This is a genomic window from Mesorhizobium sp. B2-8-5, assembly GCF_006440675.2.
In the GTDB taxonomy this organism is placed as follows: Bacteria; Pseudomonadota; Alphaproteobacteria; order Rhizobiales; family Rhizobiaceae; genus Mesorhizobium.
Genome location: NZ_CP083951.1, coordinates 4,665,143 through 4,680,827, shown reverse-complemented (window position 1 = coordinate 4,680,827; position 15,685 = coordinate 4,665,143). Strand labels below are relative to the sequence as shown.

Genomic DNA, 15,685 nt, shown 5'->3' with positions numbered 1-15,685 from the left:
CGGTTTTGCCGGCCGTGCGATTTCAAAACAGCTTGGCAGACGCCATGCAAAACACGGTGATGACCAGCAGCCCGCCCGCGATGCGTTCGCCTCTGGTCATTTTCGCCCGCAGCTGGGTTTGCGTCGCCTGATCGGCGCCGGCGAGCTGTCTGCTGGCGGAGGCGACAAGCGCGCCCTGCACGCCGGCGGCGATCAGCGCCGTCAAAATGCCCAGCGCCAGCACCTTCTCCATCGAGCCGAAAGCACCTTCGTGGAAGAAATACCAGAGCAGTATGCCGGTCAGGAACGCCAGGCCGGAGGCGCCGAGCTGCGGCCGGATGAAACGCTCTGCCTTGATCTCCGGATCGCGGGCGACAGCGATAGTCGTGCCGGCCCAGAACACGCCGGCCATCACGTGCAGGCCGATGGTGACGATATAGACATATTGCATGACCGCATTCCTCTCTGCCGCCCGCCGCGCGTCGCAGCATGTCGACGCCATCAATAAGACAAAGTTAGATATCTAACGGTTAGATGTCAATCATGAAGCCAGATTTCATGTTCCAATCGCTTTGCTCTACTGTCAGGTCATGACACCGTTTGACCATCCGCCCGTCGGCATGAATCTCGCCCGCACCTCGAAAGTGGTGGCGCAGGCTTTCGATGCCGCGATGGTCGAGGCCGGCGGCACGCTGCCGGTATGGGTGACCTTGCTGTCGGTCAAGTCGAAGGAACTGGCGAACCAGCGCGAGCTTGCCGGGATGATCGGCATCCAGGGCGCGACGCTTACCCATCACCTCAACGGCATGGAGGCGCAAGGGTTGCTGACACGCCGCCGCGATCCGGAAAACCGCAGGGTCCACCAGGTGGCGTTGACGGAAGCCGGCGAAGCGCTGTTCGAAAAGTTGCGCCTCGCGGCGGTCGCCTTCGACAAGCGTCTGCGGGCTGGTATCCCCGATGACAAGCTCGCCGAATTCACGGAGGTGCTTGCCGCGTTGCGGGCGAATGTGGGAGGCATCTAGCCGGTTGTATTTGATTCGATTGGCAGTCAATGCTATATGACCATACTAGTCATATAGCGGAGCTTGGCGATGCGGGAAATTCAACTGAAGGATGCCAAGGCAACGCTTTCGGCAGTAGTCGATAAGGCGGTTGCAGGAGAGCCTGCCATCATCACGCGGCATGGCCGCAAGCAAGCTGTGATCCTGTCGTTCAAGGAATACGAAAGGCTATCGCACGTGCCAAGCTTTGGACAGTTGCTGGCAGCGTTTCCGGGGGGCGAAGACGACATTGCCCCTCGCATCCACAAACCTGTGCGGAAGGTTGACCTGTAAAGGCGGCCTTTCAGCCGATGTTTTTGCTGGACACCAACATCATTTCAGCAATGGCGCCGTCAAAAAGGAATGAGCGGACGGAGCTGGCAGATTGGCTCGATCGGGCCAGTGACTATTTGTTTTTGTCCGTAGTCACGGCCTCAGAGATCACCTCTGGAATCGCAAAAGCCGAACGCGAGGGCGCAACGACGAAAACAGCACTACTTCGTCAATGGTGGCAGGCAATTGAATATCTTTATGGCGAAAGGATACTGCCTCTCGATCTGCGCACGGCGCATGCTGCAGGCTTGATCCTTGATCGTGCCCGGGCGCATCAGCCAGGGTTTGAGGACATTGCGATCGCTGCGACGGCTGAAGTGCATGGCTTGACGATCCTGACGGGCAATGAGCGCCATTTTGCACCTCTCGGCGTGCCGATGCTCAATCCGCTGAAGGTGCTGCCGTCCTTGTCTGACGAGCGGTCAGTTCAGTCGTAACCCGCTATCGCGCCGAAGGCGTAGTGGCGCAACTTGAGCGCCGCGATCAACGCGGTCAGCTTCGCCTTGCCGTCGAAGGTGTCCTGGAACATCTCGTCATGCATGAGCAGGATCAGCTTGTTCGGCTTGGCGAAATGACCGTAGCCGAACAGATGATCGATCTCGCTGATCAAGTGGTCGACGCTCTGCACCGGCTTGCCGCTGTCCTCATGTACCCATTCGTGGTCCCAGCCATAGAGCCAGAAGCCCGACGCCGCGACGAACTCGTAGTCCGGATCCTCGCGCCCCGCCTCCGCCAGCCCGAGCGAATTGTCGTCCTTCGAGTAATTGGGCAGCCGGAACACGTCGCGTCCTGGCAGCCGCGCATGCACGGCCGGCTTCAAGCCCAGCACGGCGTTCGCCCTGAGCATGTCGGCGACCACGCCTTCGGTGTCGCCGTAGAAATGCCGGTAGTGATTGTAGGCATGGCTGTAGCTGTGGTTGCCGATCGTCACCAGCGGCATCGATTTCGCCCGCTGCAGCAGTGCCCGGTTGGTGGCGTTCGCCTCGGCATGCATGCCGACCATGAACAGCGTCGCCGGCACCTGCTCGGCCTGCAGCACGTCGAGGATGTTGCTGGTGCCGTTCAGCGGCCCGTCGTCGAAGGTGAGATATACAGTGCGGTCGGCGGCCAAAGCCGGCGACGCGACAAGCAGCAGAAGCGACAGGATAAAACGAAGCGGCATCCGCAAGAACTGCTTGCGATCATGGCAAGACGCTATGGCAGCGTGGATCTTATCGAGCATGGCTGGATGCCGAGATGCGTTGAGATTCAGGTCAGGCCGAGTCGAAAATGGTGGTTTCCGAGAACCGGCCTAGTCCGGCCGTAGCCCTGATTTAACTGCCACATCACTCATGAGTGCTTCGGCCGGCGAAGGCCGGAAGCGCAGGAAGCCGCCATTTGCAGGCCGGCCTCACCTGAATATCGGCGCATCTCAAGCCAAGCTGCCTTGCAGCACTTTCAGCTTCGCCTTTTTCGGGCTGCGCGCCAAAAGCCATTCGCGCGCCTTGTCCTGCGGCATCGGGAAGGCGATTGAATAGCCCTGCACCTGATCGCAGCCGATCGCCATCAGCGAGTCGAGCTCGGCTTCAGTCTCCGCACCCTCGGCGACGATCGAGATGCCGAGCCCGCGGGCAAGCTCGGTGATGGCGCGCACGATCTTGGAATTGTCGCCGTTCTCGTTGATGTTCTGGACGAAGCGGCGGTCGATCTTCAGCCGGTCGATCTCGTTCGGGTTGACGTGGCTGAGCGAGGCATAGCCGGTGCCGAAATCGTCAAGTTCGAGATGCACGCCGGCGGCGCGGATGTGGCGGAGCTTCGCGGCGATGCCGGTCTTCTCGTCGTCGAGGATGACGGATTCGACAATTTCCAGCGCCAGCTTCTGCGGCCGCAGCCCGGCACGCTCCAGCGTGCCGAACAGGAAGGTGTCGAAATCGGACTCGCGCAGCTCCGTGCCCGAGACATTGACGGCGATGCGCCCGAAATCGATGCCGGCGCGGTCCCATTCGGCGGCTTCCTCGATCGCCTTGCCGATGACGATGCGACCGATATCCGGCATGAAGCCGCATTTCTCGGCGACCGGAATGAACTCGCCGGGCGAGATCATGCCGCGCGTCTCGTGCTTCCAGCGCACCAACGCCTCGATGCCGCTGATCTTGCCGCTGGTCAGCGACACCTGCGGCTGGAAATAGACCTCGAAGCTCCTGTTGGCGATCGCCGTACGGATGTCCTGTTCGAGCTGCTTGCGATAGTCGAGCTCGCGGCGCAGTTCCTCGGAGAAGAAGGAGAAATTGCCGCCGCCGAGCTTTTTGGCGGAATAGAGCGCGAGATCGGCATGGACGAGCAGGTCCTGCGCGTTGTCGGCGTCGACCGGATAAACCGCTATGCCGGCGCTGGCTCCGGGCATGACGGTCGTGCCTTGGAACGTGATCGGCTCGTTGATCTCATCGAGGATGCGTTTGGCCAGCGCATGGATGTCCTCGGTGGTGCCGGCGCCGTTGAGGATCATGACGAACTCGTCGCCGCCGAGCCTGGCGCAGAGATCCGACGCGCGGCAGGAATCGCGCATGCGCTGCGCCGTCACCACCAGCACATAGTCGCCGGCGGCATGGCCAAGCGTGTCGTTGATCTGCTTGAAGCGGTCGAGATCGAGCTGGATCACCGCAAGGCGCTCGCGGCGGCGGTGCGCTCCCTTGATCAGGGTTTCGAAATGGTCGGTGAGGAAGGTGCGGTTGTGCAGCCCTGTCAGGCCGTCATGCACGGCGATGAAGGCCATCGAGTTGCGGGCATCGACCAGCTCGCGCGTCTTGCGCAGGATGGCGTTGGACATCGGCCGGAAGATGAACAGCGCCACCAGCACGATGACGCCGAGCGTGGCGAAGAACAGCGTGCGATGCAGGTCGAGGATGTTGCTGGATTTTTCGTCGGCGAAGGCGCTGATGCGCTGGCCGAGCGCGGCATAGCCGGACATCGTCGCGTTGGCGACGGAGGCGTCGAGGCCGACGCGTTCGCCGCTGCCTTTATAGCCGTCGTTCTGCATGCCAAGCTGCGAGGCGAAGGACGAGACCAGCCTGTCGCCATTGGCGACGAGGCCGATCGAGAAGTAATCGAGGTGGAAAGGCTTGCTGAACAGGACGTATTCGATCGACTTCGGGTCGTTGCGCGCCGGCGAGAGCGGGTCGGCGCCGGTCTCCTTGAGCAGCCGGTCGTAGTTGGTCTCGAACTCGCCCGTCGCCTGCTTGAGCGCGGTGACCAGTGCCGGCTGCTTGTCGCGCGAGGCGGCGCCGGTGGCGCTGGCCAGGAAGACGATGCGCTGCGACAGCGCCTTCTGCGTCGAGACGATGTCGAGCAGCGCATGATTGTGCTGCTGCTGCGCCATCAATTGCTGCAGAAGAATGAAGGAGGCCACCACCATGGCGGCGATGATCGCCAGCGCCAGCCAGTAGCCGGTCTTGATGAGCAGGATCAGCTTGCGCGAAACGCTATGCACTGGCTGCTGCGACATAACTGGGTGACCCCTCCGGTCGACGGATTTCTGCCTGGATTCGTGGCGGGAAAACGCTTGCCTTGAAAGGGTTAACAGGTCGGCAAGGGACGCTGGCGGCATGCGCGGCGGCGCGGCAAAGCTCGCAAGATGGTTATCATGTCCTTTCCCGCTCACCCCATTTTTGATCGTATCGCGGCCGCGCCTTCGCAAAGAATTGCGACCGGGCTTTCGCGGCGCCACCGAAGCGGTCGCTTTTGCGATGGATTTTTTGCAGCCATGGCGCGACAGTCCGGCCTCGAACCGAACAGGGCCGGACCATGAGCAAAGCATTCCTTTCCCACATCGACAGCGAGCTCCAGGGCCTCAAATCGGCCGGGCTCTACAAGTCCGAGCGGGTGATTTCCTCGATGCAGTCCGCCGAGATCGAGGTCGGCGGCGAAAGGGTGCTGAACTTCTGCGCCAACAACTATCTCGGCCTCGCCGATAGCCCGGATTTGCGCGACGCGGCAAAGCACGCGCTCGACCGCTACGGCTATGGCATGGCCTCGGTGCGCTTCATCTGCGGAACGCAGGAGGAGCACAAGCAGCTCGAGGCGACGATCTCGTCTTTCCTCGGCATGGACGACACCATCCTCTACTCCTCCTGCTTCGACGCCAATGGCGGCCTGTTCGAGACGCTGCTCGGCGAGGAGGACGCCATCATTTCGGACGCGCTGAACCACGCCTCGATCATCGATGGTGTCAGGCTTTCCAAGGCCAAGCGCTTCCGCTACGCCAACAACGACATGGCCGATCTCGAAGCGCGGCTGAAGGAGGCGAAGGACTGCCGCTTCCGGCTGATCGCCACCGACGGCGTGTTCTCGATGGACGGCATCATCGCGAATTTGCACGGCGTCTGCGACCTCGCCGAGAAATACGACGCCATGGTCATGGTCGACGACAGCCATGCGGTCGGCTTCGTCGGCAAGAACGGCCGCGGCTCGGCCGAGCATTGCGGGGTCGAGAGCAGGGTGGACATCATCACCGGCACGCTCGGCAAGGCGCTGGGCGGCGCCTCCGGCGGCTACACGTCAGGCAAAAGCCAGGTGGTCGACTGGCTGCGCCAGCGTTCACGGCCCTATCTCTTCTCCAACACGCTGATGCCGGCGATCGCCGGCGCCTCGATCAGGGTGTTCGACCTGATCCGTCATGGCGACGCCCTGCGCGAGCGCCTATATGCCAATGCGGACCGGTTCCGCTCCAAGATGGGCAAGCTCGGCTTCACGCTGGCGGGCGCCGATCATCCGATCATCCCGGTGATGCTGGGCGACGCCGCACTGGCGCAGGAGATGGCCGCGCGCATGCTGAAGCGCGGCATCTATGTCATCGGCTTCTCCTTCCCGGTGGTGCCGAAGGGCCAGGCCCGCATCCGCACGCAGATGTCGGCCGCCCATTCCAGCGCCGATATCGACAGGGCGGTCGCGGCCTTCGGCGACGTGGGAAAAGAACTGGGTGTAATCGCTTGACCCACGCCGAGGAAAACAGAAGTCGGCCATGACGATCGATGTCACGAGCAGGATCGAGATCGCCAGGCCACGCGCGGTCGTCGCCGCCTTTTCCGCCGATCCGGACAACGTGCCCCGCTGGTACGTCAATATCAAATCGGTCGAATGGAAGACGCCCCGACCCGCGCAGGTAGGATCGAGAATTGCATTCGTGGCGCAGTTCCTCGGACGGCGGCTTGTTTACACCTACGAAATTGTAGATCTCGTGCAGGGCGAGCGGCTGGTGATGCGAACTGCCGAAGGACCATTTCCCATGGAAACGAGTTATGCATGGCGCGATACCCGAGAAGGCGCTACCCATATGGCGCTCCGGAACCGCGGCATCCCGACAGGCTTTTCCCGTCTCGTGGCACCGTTTATCGCCCTAGCCGTTCGGCGTTCGACCGATCGAGACTTGCTCCGGCTGAAGAACATTCTGGAGGCGGCGCACTGATGAAACCGATCCATCGAGACAGGCAAGATTTTTGAGGAGCGTCTGATGTCCAACATGATGAAGGCGCTGGTGAAAGCCAAGGCCGAGCCGGGCATCTGGATGGAAGAGGTGCCGGTGCCGGAGATCGGCCCCAACGATGTGCTGATCAAGGTCAAGAAGACCGCGATCTGCGGCACCGACGTCCATATCTACAATTGGGACCAGTGGGCGCAGAAGACGGTGCCGGTGCCGATGGTGACGGGCCACGAATTCGTCGGCACCGTTGCCGACTACGGCGCCGCGGTCACGGAATATAAGGTCGGCCAGCGCGTCTCGGGCGAAGGCCATATCGTCTGCGGCCATTGCCGCAACTGCCGCGCGGGCAGGGGGCATCTCTGCCGCAACACGCTGGGCGTCGGCGTCAACCGCCCCGGCGCCTTCGGCGAGTATCTGGCCATCCCGCAGCACAATGTCGTGCCGATCCCCGACGACGTGCCGGACGAGATCGCGGCGATCTTCGATCCGCTCGGCAATGCGGTACACACCGCATTGTCCTTCGATCTCGTCGGCGAGGACGTGCTGGTCACCGGCGCCGGGCCGATCGGCATCATGGGCGCGCTGGTCGCGCAATGCGTCGGCGCGCGCAAGGTCGTCATCACCGATATCAACCCGGTGCGGTTGGATCTGGCGCGAAAACTCGGCGTCCAGCACGTCGTCGACGCCTCGAAGGAAAAGCTACGCGACATCATGCCGTCGATCGGCATGACCGAAGGTTTCGACGTCGGGTTGGAGATGTCGGGCGCCGCCCCCGCCTTCCGCGACATGATCGACACCATGAACAATGGCGGCAAGATCGCCATCCTCGGCATCGCGCCCACCGGCTTCGAGATCGACTGGAACAAGGTGATCTTCAAGATGCTGCATCTGAAAGGCATCTACGGCCGCGAGATGTTCGAGACCTGGTACAAGATGATCGCCCTGGTGCAAGGCCCGCTGGATGTCTCGGGGCTTATCACGCATCGGATCGGGATCGACGATTTCCAGGTCGGATTCGACGCGATGCGCAGCGGCAGTTCGGGCAAGGTGGTTATGGATTGGTAGGGGCCTCTGGAGAGATGTCGAGTTCCTTCGCCCCTCGCGCTAGCGTCTATTTCCATTCAGATGCCAGACTGGTCTCCAGCGCAGCCACGCCCTTCGCTATCGCCGTCCGTTCCTCCGCACTCAACCTCCCCAGCAACGCCTGCTCAAACGCCTTCGCCAGCGGCACCATCTCGCGATAGGCCGCGAGCCCCGCTTTGGTCAGCGCTAGATGCTCGACGCGGCGGTCGTTCTCGTCCGGCGTTCGCGTCAGCCAACGCCGTCGCTCCAACTCGGCCACCGCGCGCGACACCTTGGTCTTGTGCATGGCCGACTGCTCGCCGAGCTCCGTCGCCGTCATCGTGCCGCGCTGGCCGAGGCCTGACAGCGTGCGCCATTCCGGTCGGGTCAGGCCGTGGCGCTCCTTGTAAATCCGGGAGAATTCGCGGCTGACCGCATCGGCAAGCCGATAGAGCCTGTAGGGCAAGAAGCTTTCCAGTTCGAGGATTTCAGGGTCGTTGACCGCGTCGCTTCCGCTTATCATGTCCCGCGTCTCAGCGTTGCCATTGATAGTTACATTTTCAATGGTTACAAATGAAACCAGTTTGGTCAATCCGGGAGGAACCGATGGCCTTTTCCTACATGCCGGGCTTCGGCAATGACTTCGAGACCGAGACGCTGCCCGGATCGCTGCCGCAGGGTCGCAACTCGCCGCAGCGGCCGGCCTACGGCCTCTATGCGGAGCAGCTTTCGGGCTCTCCGTTCACCGCTCCGCGCGGCACCAACGAGCGCTCCTGGCTCTACCGCATCCGTCCGAGTGTGAAACACACCGGCCGCTTCAAGGGGGCGAGCTATCCCTTATGGAAGACCGGGCCGAATATCGGCGACCACGAGCTGGCGCTCGGCCAATATAGATGGAATCCGACGCCGATGCCCGGCGAACCGACGGACTTCATCTCCGGCATGCGCACCTTCACCACGGCCGGCGACGCGGTCGGCCAGTCAGGCATGGCCGCGCATGTCTATGTCGCCAACCGCTCGATGGAGGACGACCATTTCTTCAACGCCGACGGCGAATTGCTGGTCGTGCCGCAGGTCGGCGCGCTGCGCTTCGTCACCGAAATGGGCGTGATCGAGCTTCGGCCCGGCGAGATCGCCGTGCTGCCGCGTGGCCTCGTCTTCAAGGTCGAGCTCGCCGATAAGGAAGCGCGCGGCTATGTCTGCGAGAATTACGGCGCCAAATTCACCATGCCCGACCGCGGCCCGATCGGCGCCAATTGTCTGGCCAATCCGCGCGACTTCAAGACGCCCTGCGCCTGGTTCGAGGAGAAGGAGACGCCCTGCCGGCTGATCGTCAAATGGTGTGGTTCGTTCCATGTCACCGAGCTCGGCCACTCGCCGCTCGACGTGGTCGCCTGGCACGGCAACTATGCGCCCTACAAATATGATCTGGCGACGTTTTCGCCGGTCGGCGCCATCCTGTTCGACCATCCCGATCCATCGATCTTCACCGTTCTGACGGCGCCGAGCGGAGAAGAGGGCACGGCCAATGTCGACTTCGTCATCTTCCCGCCGCGCTGGCTGGTGGCGGAAAACACGTTTCGGCCGCCCTGGTACCACCGCAACATCATGAGCGAGTTCATGGGCCTGATCCACGGCCAGTACGACGCCAAGGAGGAAGGGTTTGTCCCGGGCGGCATCAGCCTGCACAACCAGATGCTGGCGCACGGGCCGGACGCCTTCGGCTTCGAGAAAGCGACGCGAGCGGACTTGAAGCCGGTCAAGCTCGACAACACCATGGCCTTCATGTTCGAGACGCGATTCCCGCAAATGCTGACGCGCTACGCTGCGGAACTCGGCACCTTGCAGGAGAACTACATCGACTGCTGGGCCGACCTGAAGAAGCGCTTCAACGGCACGCCCGAGGGCGACTGGTCTTGAGTACCGAAAAGCTGGATCGGCTGGTCGTGCTTGGCTCCAAGGGCGGCCCAGCGGTCCGGCCGGGCGGACCTTGGCCGAGTTCGTCGCTGGTGGAGATCGGCGGGCGCAATATCGTCGTCGATTGCGGGCTGGGCGTCACGCGCGGCCTAGTCGATGCCGGCATGAGCCTCAAGGCGCTCGACCTGATCTTCATCACGCATCTCCATTCCGACCATCTTCTCGAGCTCGGGCCGATGATCCACACCGCATGGACGGCGGGTTTGGCGACACCGGTCAACGTCTTCGGGCCGCCCGGCACCGGCCATTACTGGCGGCGCTTTTGCCAGGCGATGGAGTTCGACATCGAGATCCGCATCGTCGACGAAGGCCGGCCGGATATTCGCGACCTGCTTTCGGTCGAGGAGTTCGGCGAAGGGCTGGTCCTGGAGGAGCGTGGCCTGACGGTGACGGCGCTGCGCGTCGACCACCCGCCGGTGATCGACTGTTTCGCGCTGCGTTTCGAGCATGGCGGCAGAAGCGTGGTGTTTTCCGCCGACACGGCGTTCTTTCCGCCGCTGGCCGACTTTGCCAAAGGGGCCGATGTCCTCGTCCACGAGGCCATGCTGGAGGAAGGTGTGGAAAGGCTGGTCGCTAGGACCGGCAATGGCGCTCGGCTGAAAGAGCACCTTTTCGCCAGCCACAGCCTCGCCGAGGAGGCGGGTCACATCGCCAGCGATGCCGGCGTGAAGCGACTGGTGCTCAACCACCTCATTCCAGCCGACGATCCCGCGATCGGCGAGGCCGACTGGGTCGCCGCTGCTAGGAAATCGTGGGCCGGTGACTTGACGATTGCCCGAGACGGCCTTGTTGTGGGGTTAAGCGGTCAGAAGGCCGCGTCAGGAGAGGAAACCGCATGAAGCTTGCCACATTGAAGAACGGGACCCGCGACGGAAAACTGGTCGTCGTCTCGCGCGATCTGACCCGGTTCACCGACGCTTCGTTCCTGGTGCCGACGCTGCAGGCCGCGCTCGACGATTGGCGCCGCATCGCCCCGCATCTGGCGGCGATGGCGGAATCGCTGGAGACCAATGCGGTGCCGTCGGCGCGCTTCCACGAGCATGACGCCCATTCGCCGCTGCCGCGCGCCTATCAATGGGCGGACGGCTCGGCCTATGTGAACCATGTCGAGCTGGTGCGCAAAGCGCGCGGCGCCGAGATGCCGGCAAGCTTCTGGACCGATCCGCTGATCTACCAGGGTGGCTCCGACTCCTTTATCGCGCCGCGCGACCCGATCCGTATGGCCGAGGAAGCCTTCGGCATCGATATGGAGGCGGAGATCGCCGTCATCGTCGACGACGTGCCGATCGGCGCCGGGCTGGCCGAGGCGAAAGAGGCGATCCGGCTGGTGATGCTGGTCAACGACGTGACGCTGCGCGCCATCACCGGACCGGAACTGGCCAAGGGCTTCGGCTTCTTCCAGTCGAAGCCATCTTCGGCCTTCTCGCCGGTCGCGGTCACGCCCGACGAACTGGGCGATGCCTGGGACGGCGGCAAGGTCAGCCTGCCGCTGCTCGCCGATCTCAACGGCAAGCCATTCGGCCGCGCCAATGCCGGCATCGACATGACTTTCGATTTCCCGGCGCTGATCGTGCATGCCGCAAAGACCCGGCCGCTCGCCGCCGGCACCATCATCGGCTCGGGCACCGTCTCCAACAAGCTCGATGGCGGCCCGGGGAAACCGGTTTCGGCGGGAGGCGCCGGCTATTCCTGCATCGCCGAGCTTCGCATGATCGAGACCATTGACAGCGGCGAGCCCAAGACGCCTTTCCTGCGTTTCGGCGACACGGTGCGCATCGAGATGAAGGACAAAGCCGGACATTCGATCTTCGGCGCCATCGAGCAGAAGGTCGAGAAATACGAGGGGTAGGCGATGACTGGCGAAGCGCTCTATGTGCTGTTCGTGCTCTGGGCGCTGGCCATGCTGGTGGTCTTCGTCCAGGCGACGCGGCTGAGCTACCGCATCGAGGCGCGTTCGCGCCTCGACAGCGATGTGGTCGCCCGCTTCCGTGCCGGCGGACCGGGCTGGCAGAGCCGGATAAACGAGATTCTGCGGAAGGCCGCCGGCCTTTAGGATAGCCGGCGGTTTGGTTCTTCGGCTGGCTACGCCGCCTTGCCGTCCAGCTTGATCACGCCGCGCTTGATCTGGTCCTGCTCGATCGACTCGAACAGCGCGCGGAAATTGCCCTCGCCAAAGCCTTCGTCGCCCTTCCTCTGGATGAACTCGAAGAAGATCGGTCCGATGACGGTCTTGGAGAAGATCTGCAGCAGGATCTTGGTCGTGCCGCCGTCGACGACGCCTTCGCCGTCGATGAGGATGCCGTGCTTCTTCATGCGCTCGATCGGCTCGTCATGGCCGTTCACACGGGTCTGCGACATCTCGTAGTAGGTGTCGGGTGGGCCGGGCATGAATTTCAGCCCGTTGGCGGCGAGCTTGTCGGTGGCCTCGTAGATGGCGTCGGTGCCCACCGCGATGTGCTGGATGCCCTCGCCATTATACTTCTTGAGATACTCGGCGATCTGGCTGGTCTCGTCCTTGGACTCGTTCAGCGGAATGCGGATCTTGCCGCAGGGCGAGGTGATGGCGCGGCTGACCAGGCCGGTGATCTTGCCGTCGATGTCGAAGAAATGGATCTGCTTGAAGCCGAACAGGTCGCGGTAAAAATCCCACCACTTGTCCATGTTGCCGCGATAGACATTGTGGGTGAGGTGGTCGAGGAAATAGAAGCCGACGCCTTCGGGCTTCGGGTCGCGCTCGGCCAGCCATTCGAACTCGGCGTCATAGGCCGAACCCTTTTCGCCATAGGCCTCGATGAAATAGATGAGCGAGCCGCCGATGCCGACGATGGCCGGTACGTCCAACGCCTTGTCGGCGCCTTCATAGGGCGTGGCGCCCTTCGACACGGCGTGGTCGAAAGCGTGCTTGGCATCGACCACGCGCCAAGCCATCGAGGCGGCGCAGGGGCCGTGCTTGTCGACGAACTTCATCGCATGCGAGCCGGGCTCGGCATTGACGACATAGTTGATGTCGCCCTGGCGCCAGACGGTGATGTTCCTAGTGCGGTGCCTTGCGACCGCGACATAGCCCATGCGGGTGAACAATTCGGCGAGCTTTTCGGGCTCTGAATGCGCGAACTCGACGAACTCGAAACCGTCGGTGCCAGCGGGGTTCTGCTTGCTGATCCTGGCGGGTGGGGCGTCGTGCGGGAAGGGGCCCATGGCAGTCCTCCGAAAGCTGTTGCGGCCGTGCTTGGCCAACTTTCATGATAATAGCGCGGAGCGTCCGCACGGTGCTTGCATTCAACCGCTTGAAATGCTCATCATGCGCGCAAATTGTGCATGATTGGAGAAAAATTCATGGATGATGCGCGCCTGGACCAATTTGACCGCAAGATATTGGCGCTTTTGCAGGATGATGCGCGATTCACCAACAACGATCTGGCAGAGCGGGTGAACCTCTCGCCATCGCAATGCTCGCGCCGCCGCCTGCGGCTGGAGGACGATGGCTATATCAAGGGCTACCGCGCCGTGCTCGACCGCGATCGCCTGGGCTTTTCGCTGGTCAACGTCATCTCGGTGACTTTAGCCACCCACAACCGCGACAACGCGCGCCGCTTCGGCGAACTGGTGGCGCGCCTGCCCGAAGTGCAGGAGGCGCACGCGCTGACCGGCGAGATGGATTACATCCTGAAGGTGGTGACGCCCGACCTCAAATCATTGTCCGAGTTCGTCAACGGCGTGCTCTTGCCGCATGAATCCGTACAGCACGTGAAGACGGCGATCGTGCTGGAGACGCTGAAGGAAACCGGCGCGCTGCCGATATAGAGAAGCGGATTTCGCGGATTGGCATCGCGCCAACGCGCTAAGCCTCAGTCTCTCTGCTGCTGGATCAGCCCGTAAAGATTGGTGCAGCGCGCCCCTGAACGGCAATAGGCGAACACCGGGCCTTCGAGTTCGTCGAGCGCCTGGGCCTGGTCCTCGACATTGTCCATGGTGATCTGGCCGCTGATCACCGGGATATAGCGGAAGCCGAGCCCGGCTGCCTCGGCCGCCGCCTGGACGCTCCCGGCGGAAGGCTGGCCGGGCTGCTCGTCGTCCGGCCGATTGCAGATCACGCTCTTGAAGCCGGCGTCCTTGATGGCGGCAATGTCCTGCGGCTGGATCTGGCCGGAGACCGAATAGTCGTCGCTGATCTGGCGGTATTCCATGGTGTCGTCCTCGCAATCTCTTTGGCCGCAGTCTTGCCACTCGGGGTGAGGGGCGGCAATCCGCATTGAAGGAATTCTCTGCCAAATAGACATAGCCGGCTGGAAAATCCAACTAGGCCAATTTTGACCCGGTTGGGAACGCGCCTGGATCCGCAGCAGAGCGTGGCATGCCGGGCTATTGGCACAACTCAATCTTCTTGCGCGCCGCATGGATTTGGCGACCCGGCCTTGCCCGGAGTTGGAAGCGACTTTAAACAGGCGCGACCCTCAAACGAAGGAACCTCCAATGAGCATTCGTCGCATCGATGTCGGCCCGCGCATGAGCCAGATCGTCATTCATGGCAACACCGTCTATCTGGCCGGCCAGGTCGGCGAACCCGGCGGCAACGTCGCATCGCAGACCCGCGACATCCTGAAGACCATCGACGAATTGCTGGCCAAGGCCGGCACCGACAAGACCAAGATCGTGCAGGCGATCATCTGGCTGGACGACATGAAGACCTTCGCCGAGATGAACGCGGAATGGGACAAGTGGGTGCCGCAGGGCCACACGCCCGCCCGCGCCACCGGCGAAGCCAAGCTCGCCACCCCGGAATATCTGGTCGAGATTATCGTCACGGCGGCGCTGTAAGGGCGCGGCGCCGGAACTGCCAATCTCCCCCTTGTGGGGAGATGCCCGGCAGGGCAGAGGGGGGCGCTGTCCCGCCACGCCACCGCGATCGTCATCCTCGGGCTTGACCCGAGGATCCATGCGGTGACCTCTGACGTAGGGCGCAACGGTGCAGAATTCTGTAAACGTTGCAAAGCCTTAGCGTCACGGCATGGATTCTAGGGTCTGCGCGCGTCGCTTCGCTCCTTGCTTCGCCCTAGAATGACGACAGCGATGGGCGGGGATCACTCACCCCTGCGACGGCGTGAACCGCGCCACCAGCGTATGGCTCTCCGCCGGATAGACAAAGCGCACATGCGTCACCGGGTGCTCGGCGCTCCAGGTGCGGCGTTCGACCACCAGGCAGGGCGCGCCCGGGTCGATGTCGAGCGCGTCGGCGATTGTCTCGTCGGCGGCCATGGCGCGGATTCGGTGCTCGGCCTCGCTCCACGGCACGCGGCCGATCAGCCAGGGGCCCGGCGCGATCTCGAGAAATTCCTCCTCGCTGGCTTCGGCCACGGCTGAGAGATTGATCAGCCGCTGCTCGAGCGCGAATGGTCGCTCGCCGGCGAAATGCAGGCCCTCCAGCGCCAGCACCGGACCCGGTGCGGAAAGTCCGAGCAGCGCACGGTCCTCGGCGCTGCTGCGCCGCTTGAGGCGTTCCAGCCGTTCATAGCGATAGGGCAGGCCGAGCGCCTCGACTTCGATCCGGATGTCGTGCAGTTCCAGCACCGCTGCCTGCGACTGCGGCTGGCGCACGAAGCTGCCGGAGCGGCGGCGGCGCTCGATCAGCCCGGCCTTGGCGAGTTGCGACAGCGCCTTGTTCACGGTCATGCGCGAGCAATTATAGTGAGCCGTCAGCTCATGCTCGAAGGGGATGCGATGGCCCGGCGCCCAGGCGCCCGAGAGGATCTTTTCGCGGATGTCGGACAGGATGCGCTGATGCAGCGAGAGGATCTCGCCGCCCTCGACATCATCCGTTTCGACAAGGCTCATCGGATGT

19 protein-coding genes are annotated in these 15,685 nt (G+C 62.9%); 12 read left to right on the top strand and 7 right to left on the bottom strand.

What is annotated here, in order from left to right:
• Window positions 1-22 precede the first annotated feature (22 nt).
• Window positions 23-430, bottom strand: a complete 408-nt coding sequence (locus FJ430_RS22860; RefSeq protein ID WP_140704150.1) for a hypothetical protein — start codon at window positions 428-430, stop codon at window positions 23-25.
• Between the two features lie 139 nt (window positions 431-569).
• On the opposite strand from FJ430_RS22860, the gene FJ430_RS22855 reads away from it, so the two are divergent.
• The 3 genes from FJ430_RS22855 (at window position 570) to FJ430_RS22845 (ending at window position 1,789) form a co-directional block, all read left to right on the top strand.
• Window positions 570-1,001: a MarR family winged helix-turn-helix transcriptional regulator gene (locus FJ430_RS22855; RefSeq protein WP_140704148.1), complete on the top strand. Its 432-nt coding sequence runs from the start codon at window positions 570-572 to the stop codon at window positions 999-1,001.
• A gap of 69 nt (window positions 1,002-1,070) precedes the next feature.
• Window positions 1,071-1,313 (top strand): type II toxin-antitoxin system Phd/YefM family antitoxin, encoded by a 243-nt coding sequence (locus tag FJ430_RS22850; RefSeq protein WP_140704146.1) that lies wholly within the window; start codon window positions 1,071-1,073, stop codon window positions 1,311-1,313.
• Between the two features lie 17 nt (window positions 1,314-1,330).
• Window positions 1,331-1,789, top strand: coding sequence for a type II toxin-antitoxin system VapC family toxin (locus tag FJ430_RS22845; RefSeq protein WP_140704144.1), 459 nt, complete (start codon window positions 1,331-1,333; stop codon window positions 1,787-1,789).
• On the opposite strand, the gene FJ430_RS22840 is transcribed toward FJ430_RS22845, so the two are convergent.
• Window positions 1,780-2,514, bottom strand: coding sequence for a polysaccharide deacetylase family protein (locus FJ430_RS22840; protein WP_140704142.1), 735 nt, complete (start codon window positions 2,512-2,514; stop codon window positions 1,780-1,782). The two genes, FJ430_RS22845 and FJ430_RS22840, sit on opposite strands and share 10 nt — an antisense overlap.
• 249 nt (window positions 2,515-2,763) lie before the next feature.
• Window positions 2,764-4,833, bottom strand: a complete 2,070-nt coding sequence (locus FJ430_RS22835; protein ID WP_140704140.1) for a putative bifunctional diguanylate cyclase/phosphodiesterase — start codon at window positions 4,831-4,833, stop codon at window positions 2,764-2,766.
• 299 nt (window positions 4,834-5,132) lie between these two features.
• Here FJ430_RS22835 and FJ430_RS22830 point away from each other — a divergent pair, with 299 nt between their 5' ends.
• From FJ430_RS22830 to tdh, 3 genes are read left to right on the top strand one after another with little or no spacing between them, the layout of a single operon-like run.
• A complete protein-coding gene (locus FJ430_RS22830; RefSeq protein WP_140704138.1) occupies window positions 5,133-6,320 on the top strand; it encodes a glycine C-acetyltransferase in 1,188 nt (395 codons plus the stop codon).
• Between the two features lie 28 nt (window positions 6,321-6,348).
• Window positions 6,349-6,792, top strand: coding sequence for an SRPBCC family protein (locus tag FJ430_RS22825; RefSeq protein WP_140641242.1), 444 nt, complete (start codon window positions 6,349-6,351; stop codon window positions 6,790-6,792).
• A gap of 45 nt (window positions 6,793-6,837) precedes the next feature.
• Entirely contained in the window at window positions 6,838-7,872 is a 1,035-nt protein-coding gene (gene tdh, locus FJ430_RS22820) for an L-threonine 3-dehydrogenase (RefSeq protein WP_140704136.1), read from the top strand.
• 46 nt (window positions 7,873-7,918) lie between these two features.
• On the opposite strand, the gene FJ430_RS22815 is transcribed toward tdh, so the two are convergent.
• The gene (locus FJ430_RS22815; RefSeq protein ID WP_140704341.1) at window positions 7,919-8,392 is read right to left on the bottom strand and encodes a MarR family winged helix-turn-helix transcriptional regulator; all 474 of its coding nucleotides are present in this window, start codon (window positions 8,390-8,392) and stop codon (window positions 7,919-7,921) included.
• 83 nt (window positions 8,393-8,475) lie between these two features.
• Here FJ430_RS22815 and hmgA point away from each other — a divergent pair, with 83 nt between their 5' ends.
• Genes hmgA through FJ430_RS31770 form a run of 4 tightly spaced genes read left to right on the top strand, consistent with a single transcriptional unit; the run spans window position 8,476 to window position 11,899 of the window.
• Entirely contained in the window at window positions 8,476-9,789 is a 1,314-nt protein-coding gene (hmgA, locus tag FJ430_RS22810) for a homogentisate 1,2-dioxygenase (protein WP_140704134.1), read from the top strand.
• Window positions 9,786-10,685 carry an MBL fold metallo-hydrolase gene (locus FJ430_RS22805; protein WP_140704132.1) on the top strand — a complete coding sequence of 300 codons (900 nt, stop codon included), beginning with the start codon at window positions 9,786-9,788 and terminating at the stop codon, window positions 10,683-10,685. The genes hmgA and FJ430_RS22805 overlap by 4 nt, the downstream gene beginning before the upstream one ends.
• Window positions 10,682-11,695, top strand: a complete 1,014-nt coding sequence (locus tag FJ430_RS22800; RefSeq protein ID WP_140704130.1) for a fumarylacetoacetate hydrolase family protein — start codon at window positions 10,682-10,684, stop codon at window positions 11,693-11,695. Before FJ430_RS22805 ends, FJ430_RS22800 begins: the two co-directional genes overlap by 4 nt.
• A 3-nt stretch (window positions 11,696-11,698) precedes the next feature.
• Window positions 11,699-11,899 (top strand): BrnA antitoxin family protein, encoded by a 201-nt coding sequence (locus FJ430_RS31770; RefSeq protein ID WP_413467798.1) that lies wholly within the window; start codon window positions 11,699-11,701, stop codon window positions 11,897-11,899.
• A 29-nt stretch (window positions 11,900-11,928) separates the two neighbouring features.
• On the opposite strand, the gene hppD is transcribed toward FJ430_RS31770, so the two are convergent.
• Complete coding sequence (gene hppD, locus FJ430_RS22790; RefSeq protein ID WP_140704128.1) at window positions 11,929-13,044, bottom strand: 4-hydroxyphenylpyruvate dioxygenase; 1,116 nt, start codon at window positions 13,042-13,044, stop codon at window positions 11,929-11,931.
• 138 nt (window positions 13,045-13,182) lie between these two features.
• Here hppD and FJ430_RS22785 point away from each other — a divergent pair, with 138 nt between their 5' ends.
• A complete protein-coding gene (locus tag FJ430_RS22785) occupies window positions 13,183-13,650 on the top strand; it encodes an Lrp/AsnC family transcriptional regulator (RefSeq protein WP_140656389.1) in 468 nt (155 codons plus the stop codon).
• A gap of 44 nt (window positions 13,651-13,694) precedes the next feature.
• Here the strand turns inward: FJ430_RS22785 and FJ430_RS22780 are convergent, their stop codons facing one another.
• Window positions 13,695-14,033 (bottom strand): TIGR01244 family sulfur transferase, encoded by a 339-nt coding sequence (locus FJ430_RS22780; RefSeq protein WP_140704126.1) that lies wholly within the window; start codon window positions 14,031-14,033, stop codon window positions 13,695-13,697.
• 286 nt (window positions 14,034-14,319) lie between these two features.
• Here FJ430_RS22780 and FJ430_RS22775 point away from each other — a divergent pair, with 286 nt between their 5' ends.
• Window positions 14,320-14,664, top strand: coding sequence for a RidA family protein (locus tag FJ430_RS22775; RefSeq protein ID WP_112098006.1), 345 nt, complete (start codon window positions 14,320-14,322; stop codon window positions 14,662-14,664).
• Window positions 14,665-14,931: 267 nt separating this feature from the next.
• Here the strand turns inward: FJ430_RS22775 and hutC are convergent, their stop codons facing one another.
• Window positions 14,932-15,678 (bottom strand): histidine utilization repressor, encoded by a 747-nt coding sequence (gene hutC / locus FJ430_RS22770; protein WP_140641260.1) that lies wholly within the window; start codon window positions 15,676-15,678, stop codon window positions 14,932-14,934.
• Window positions 15,679-15,685: the final 7 nt, after the last annotated feature.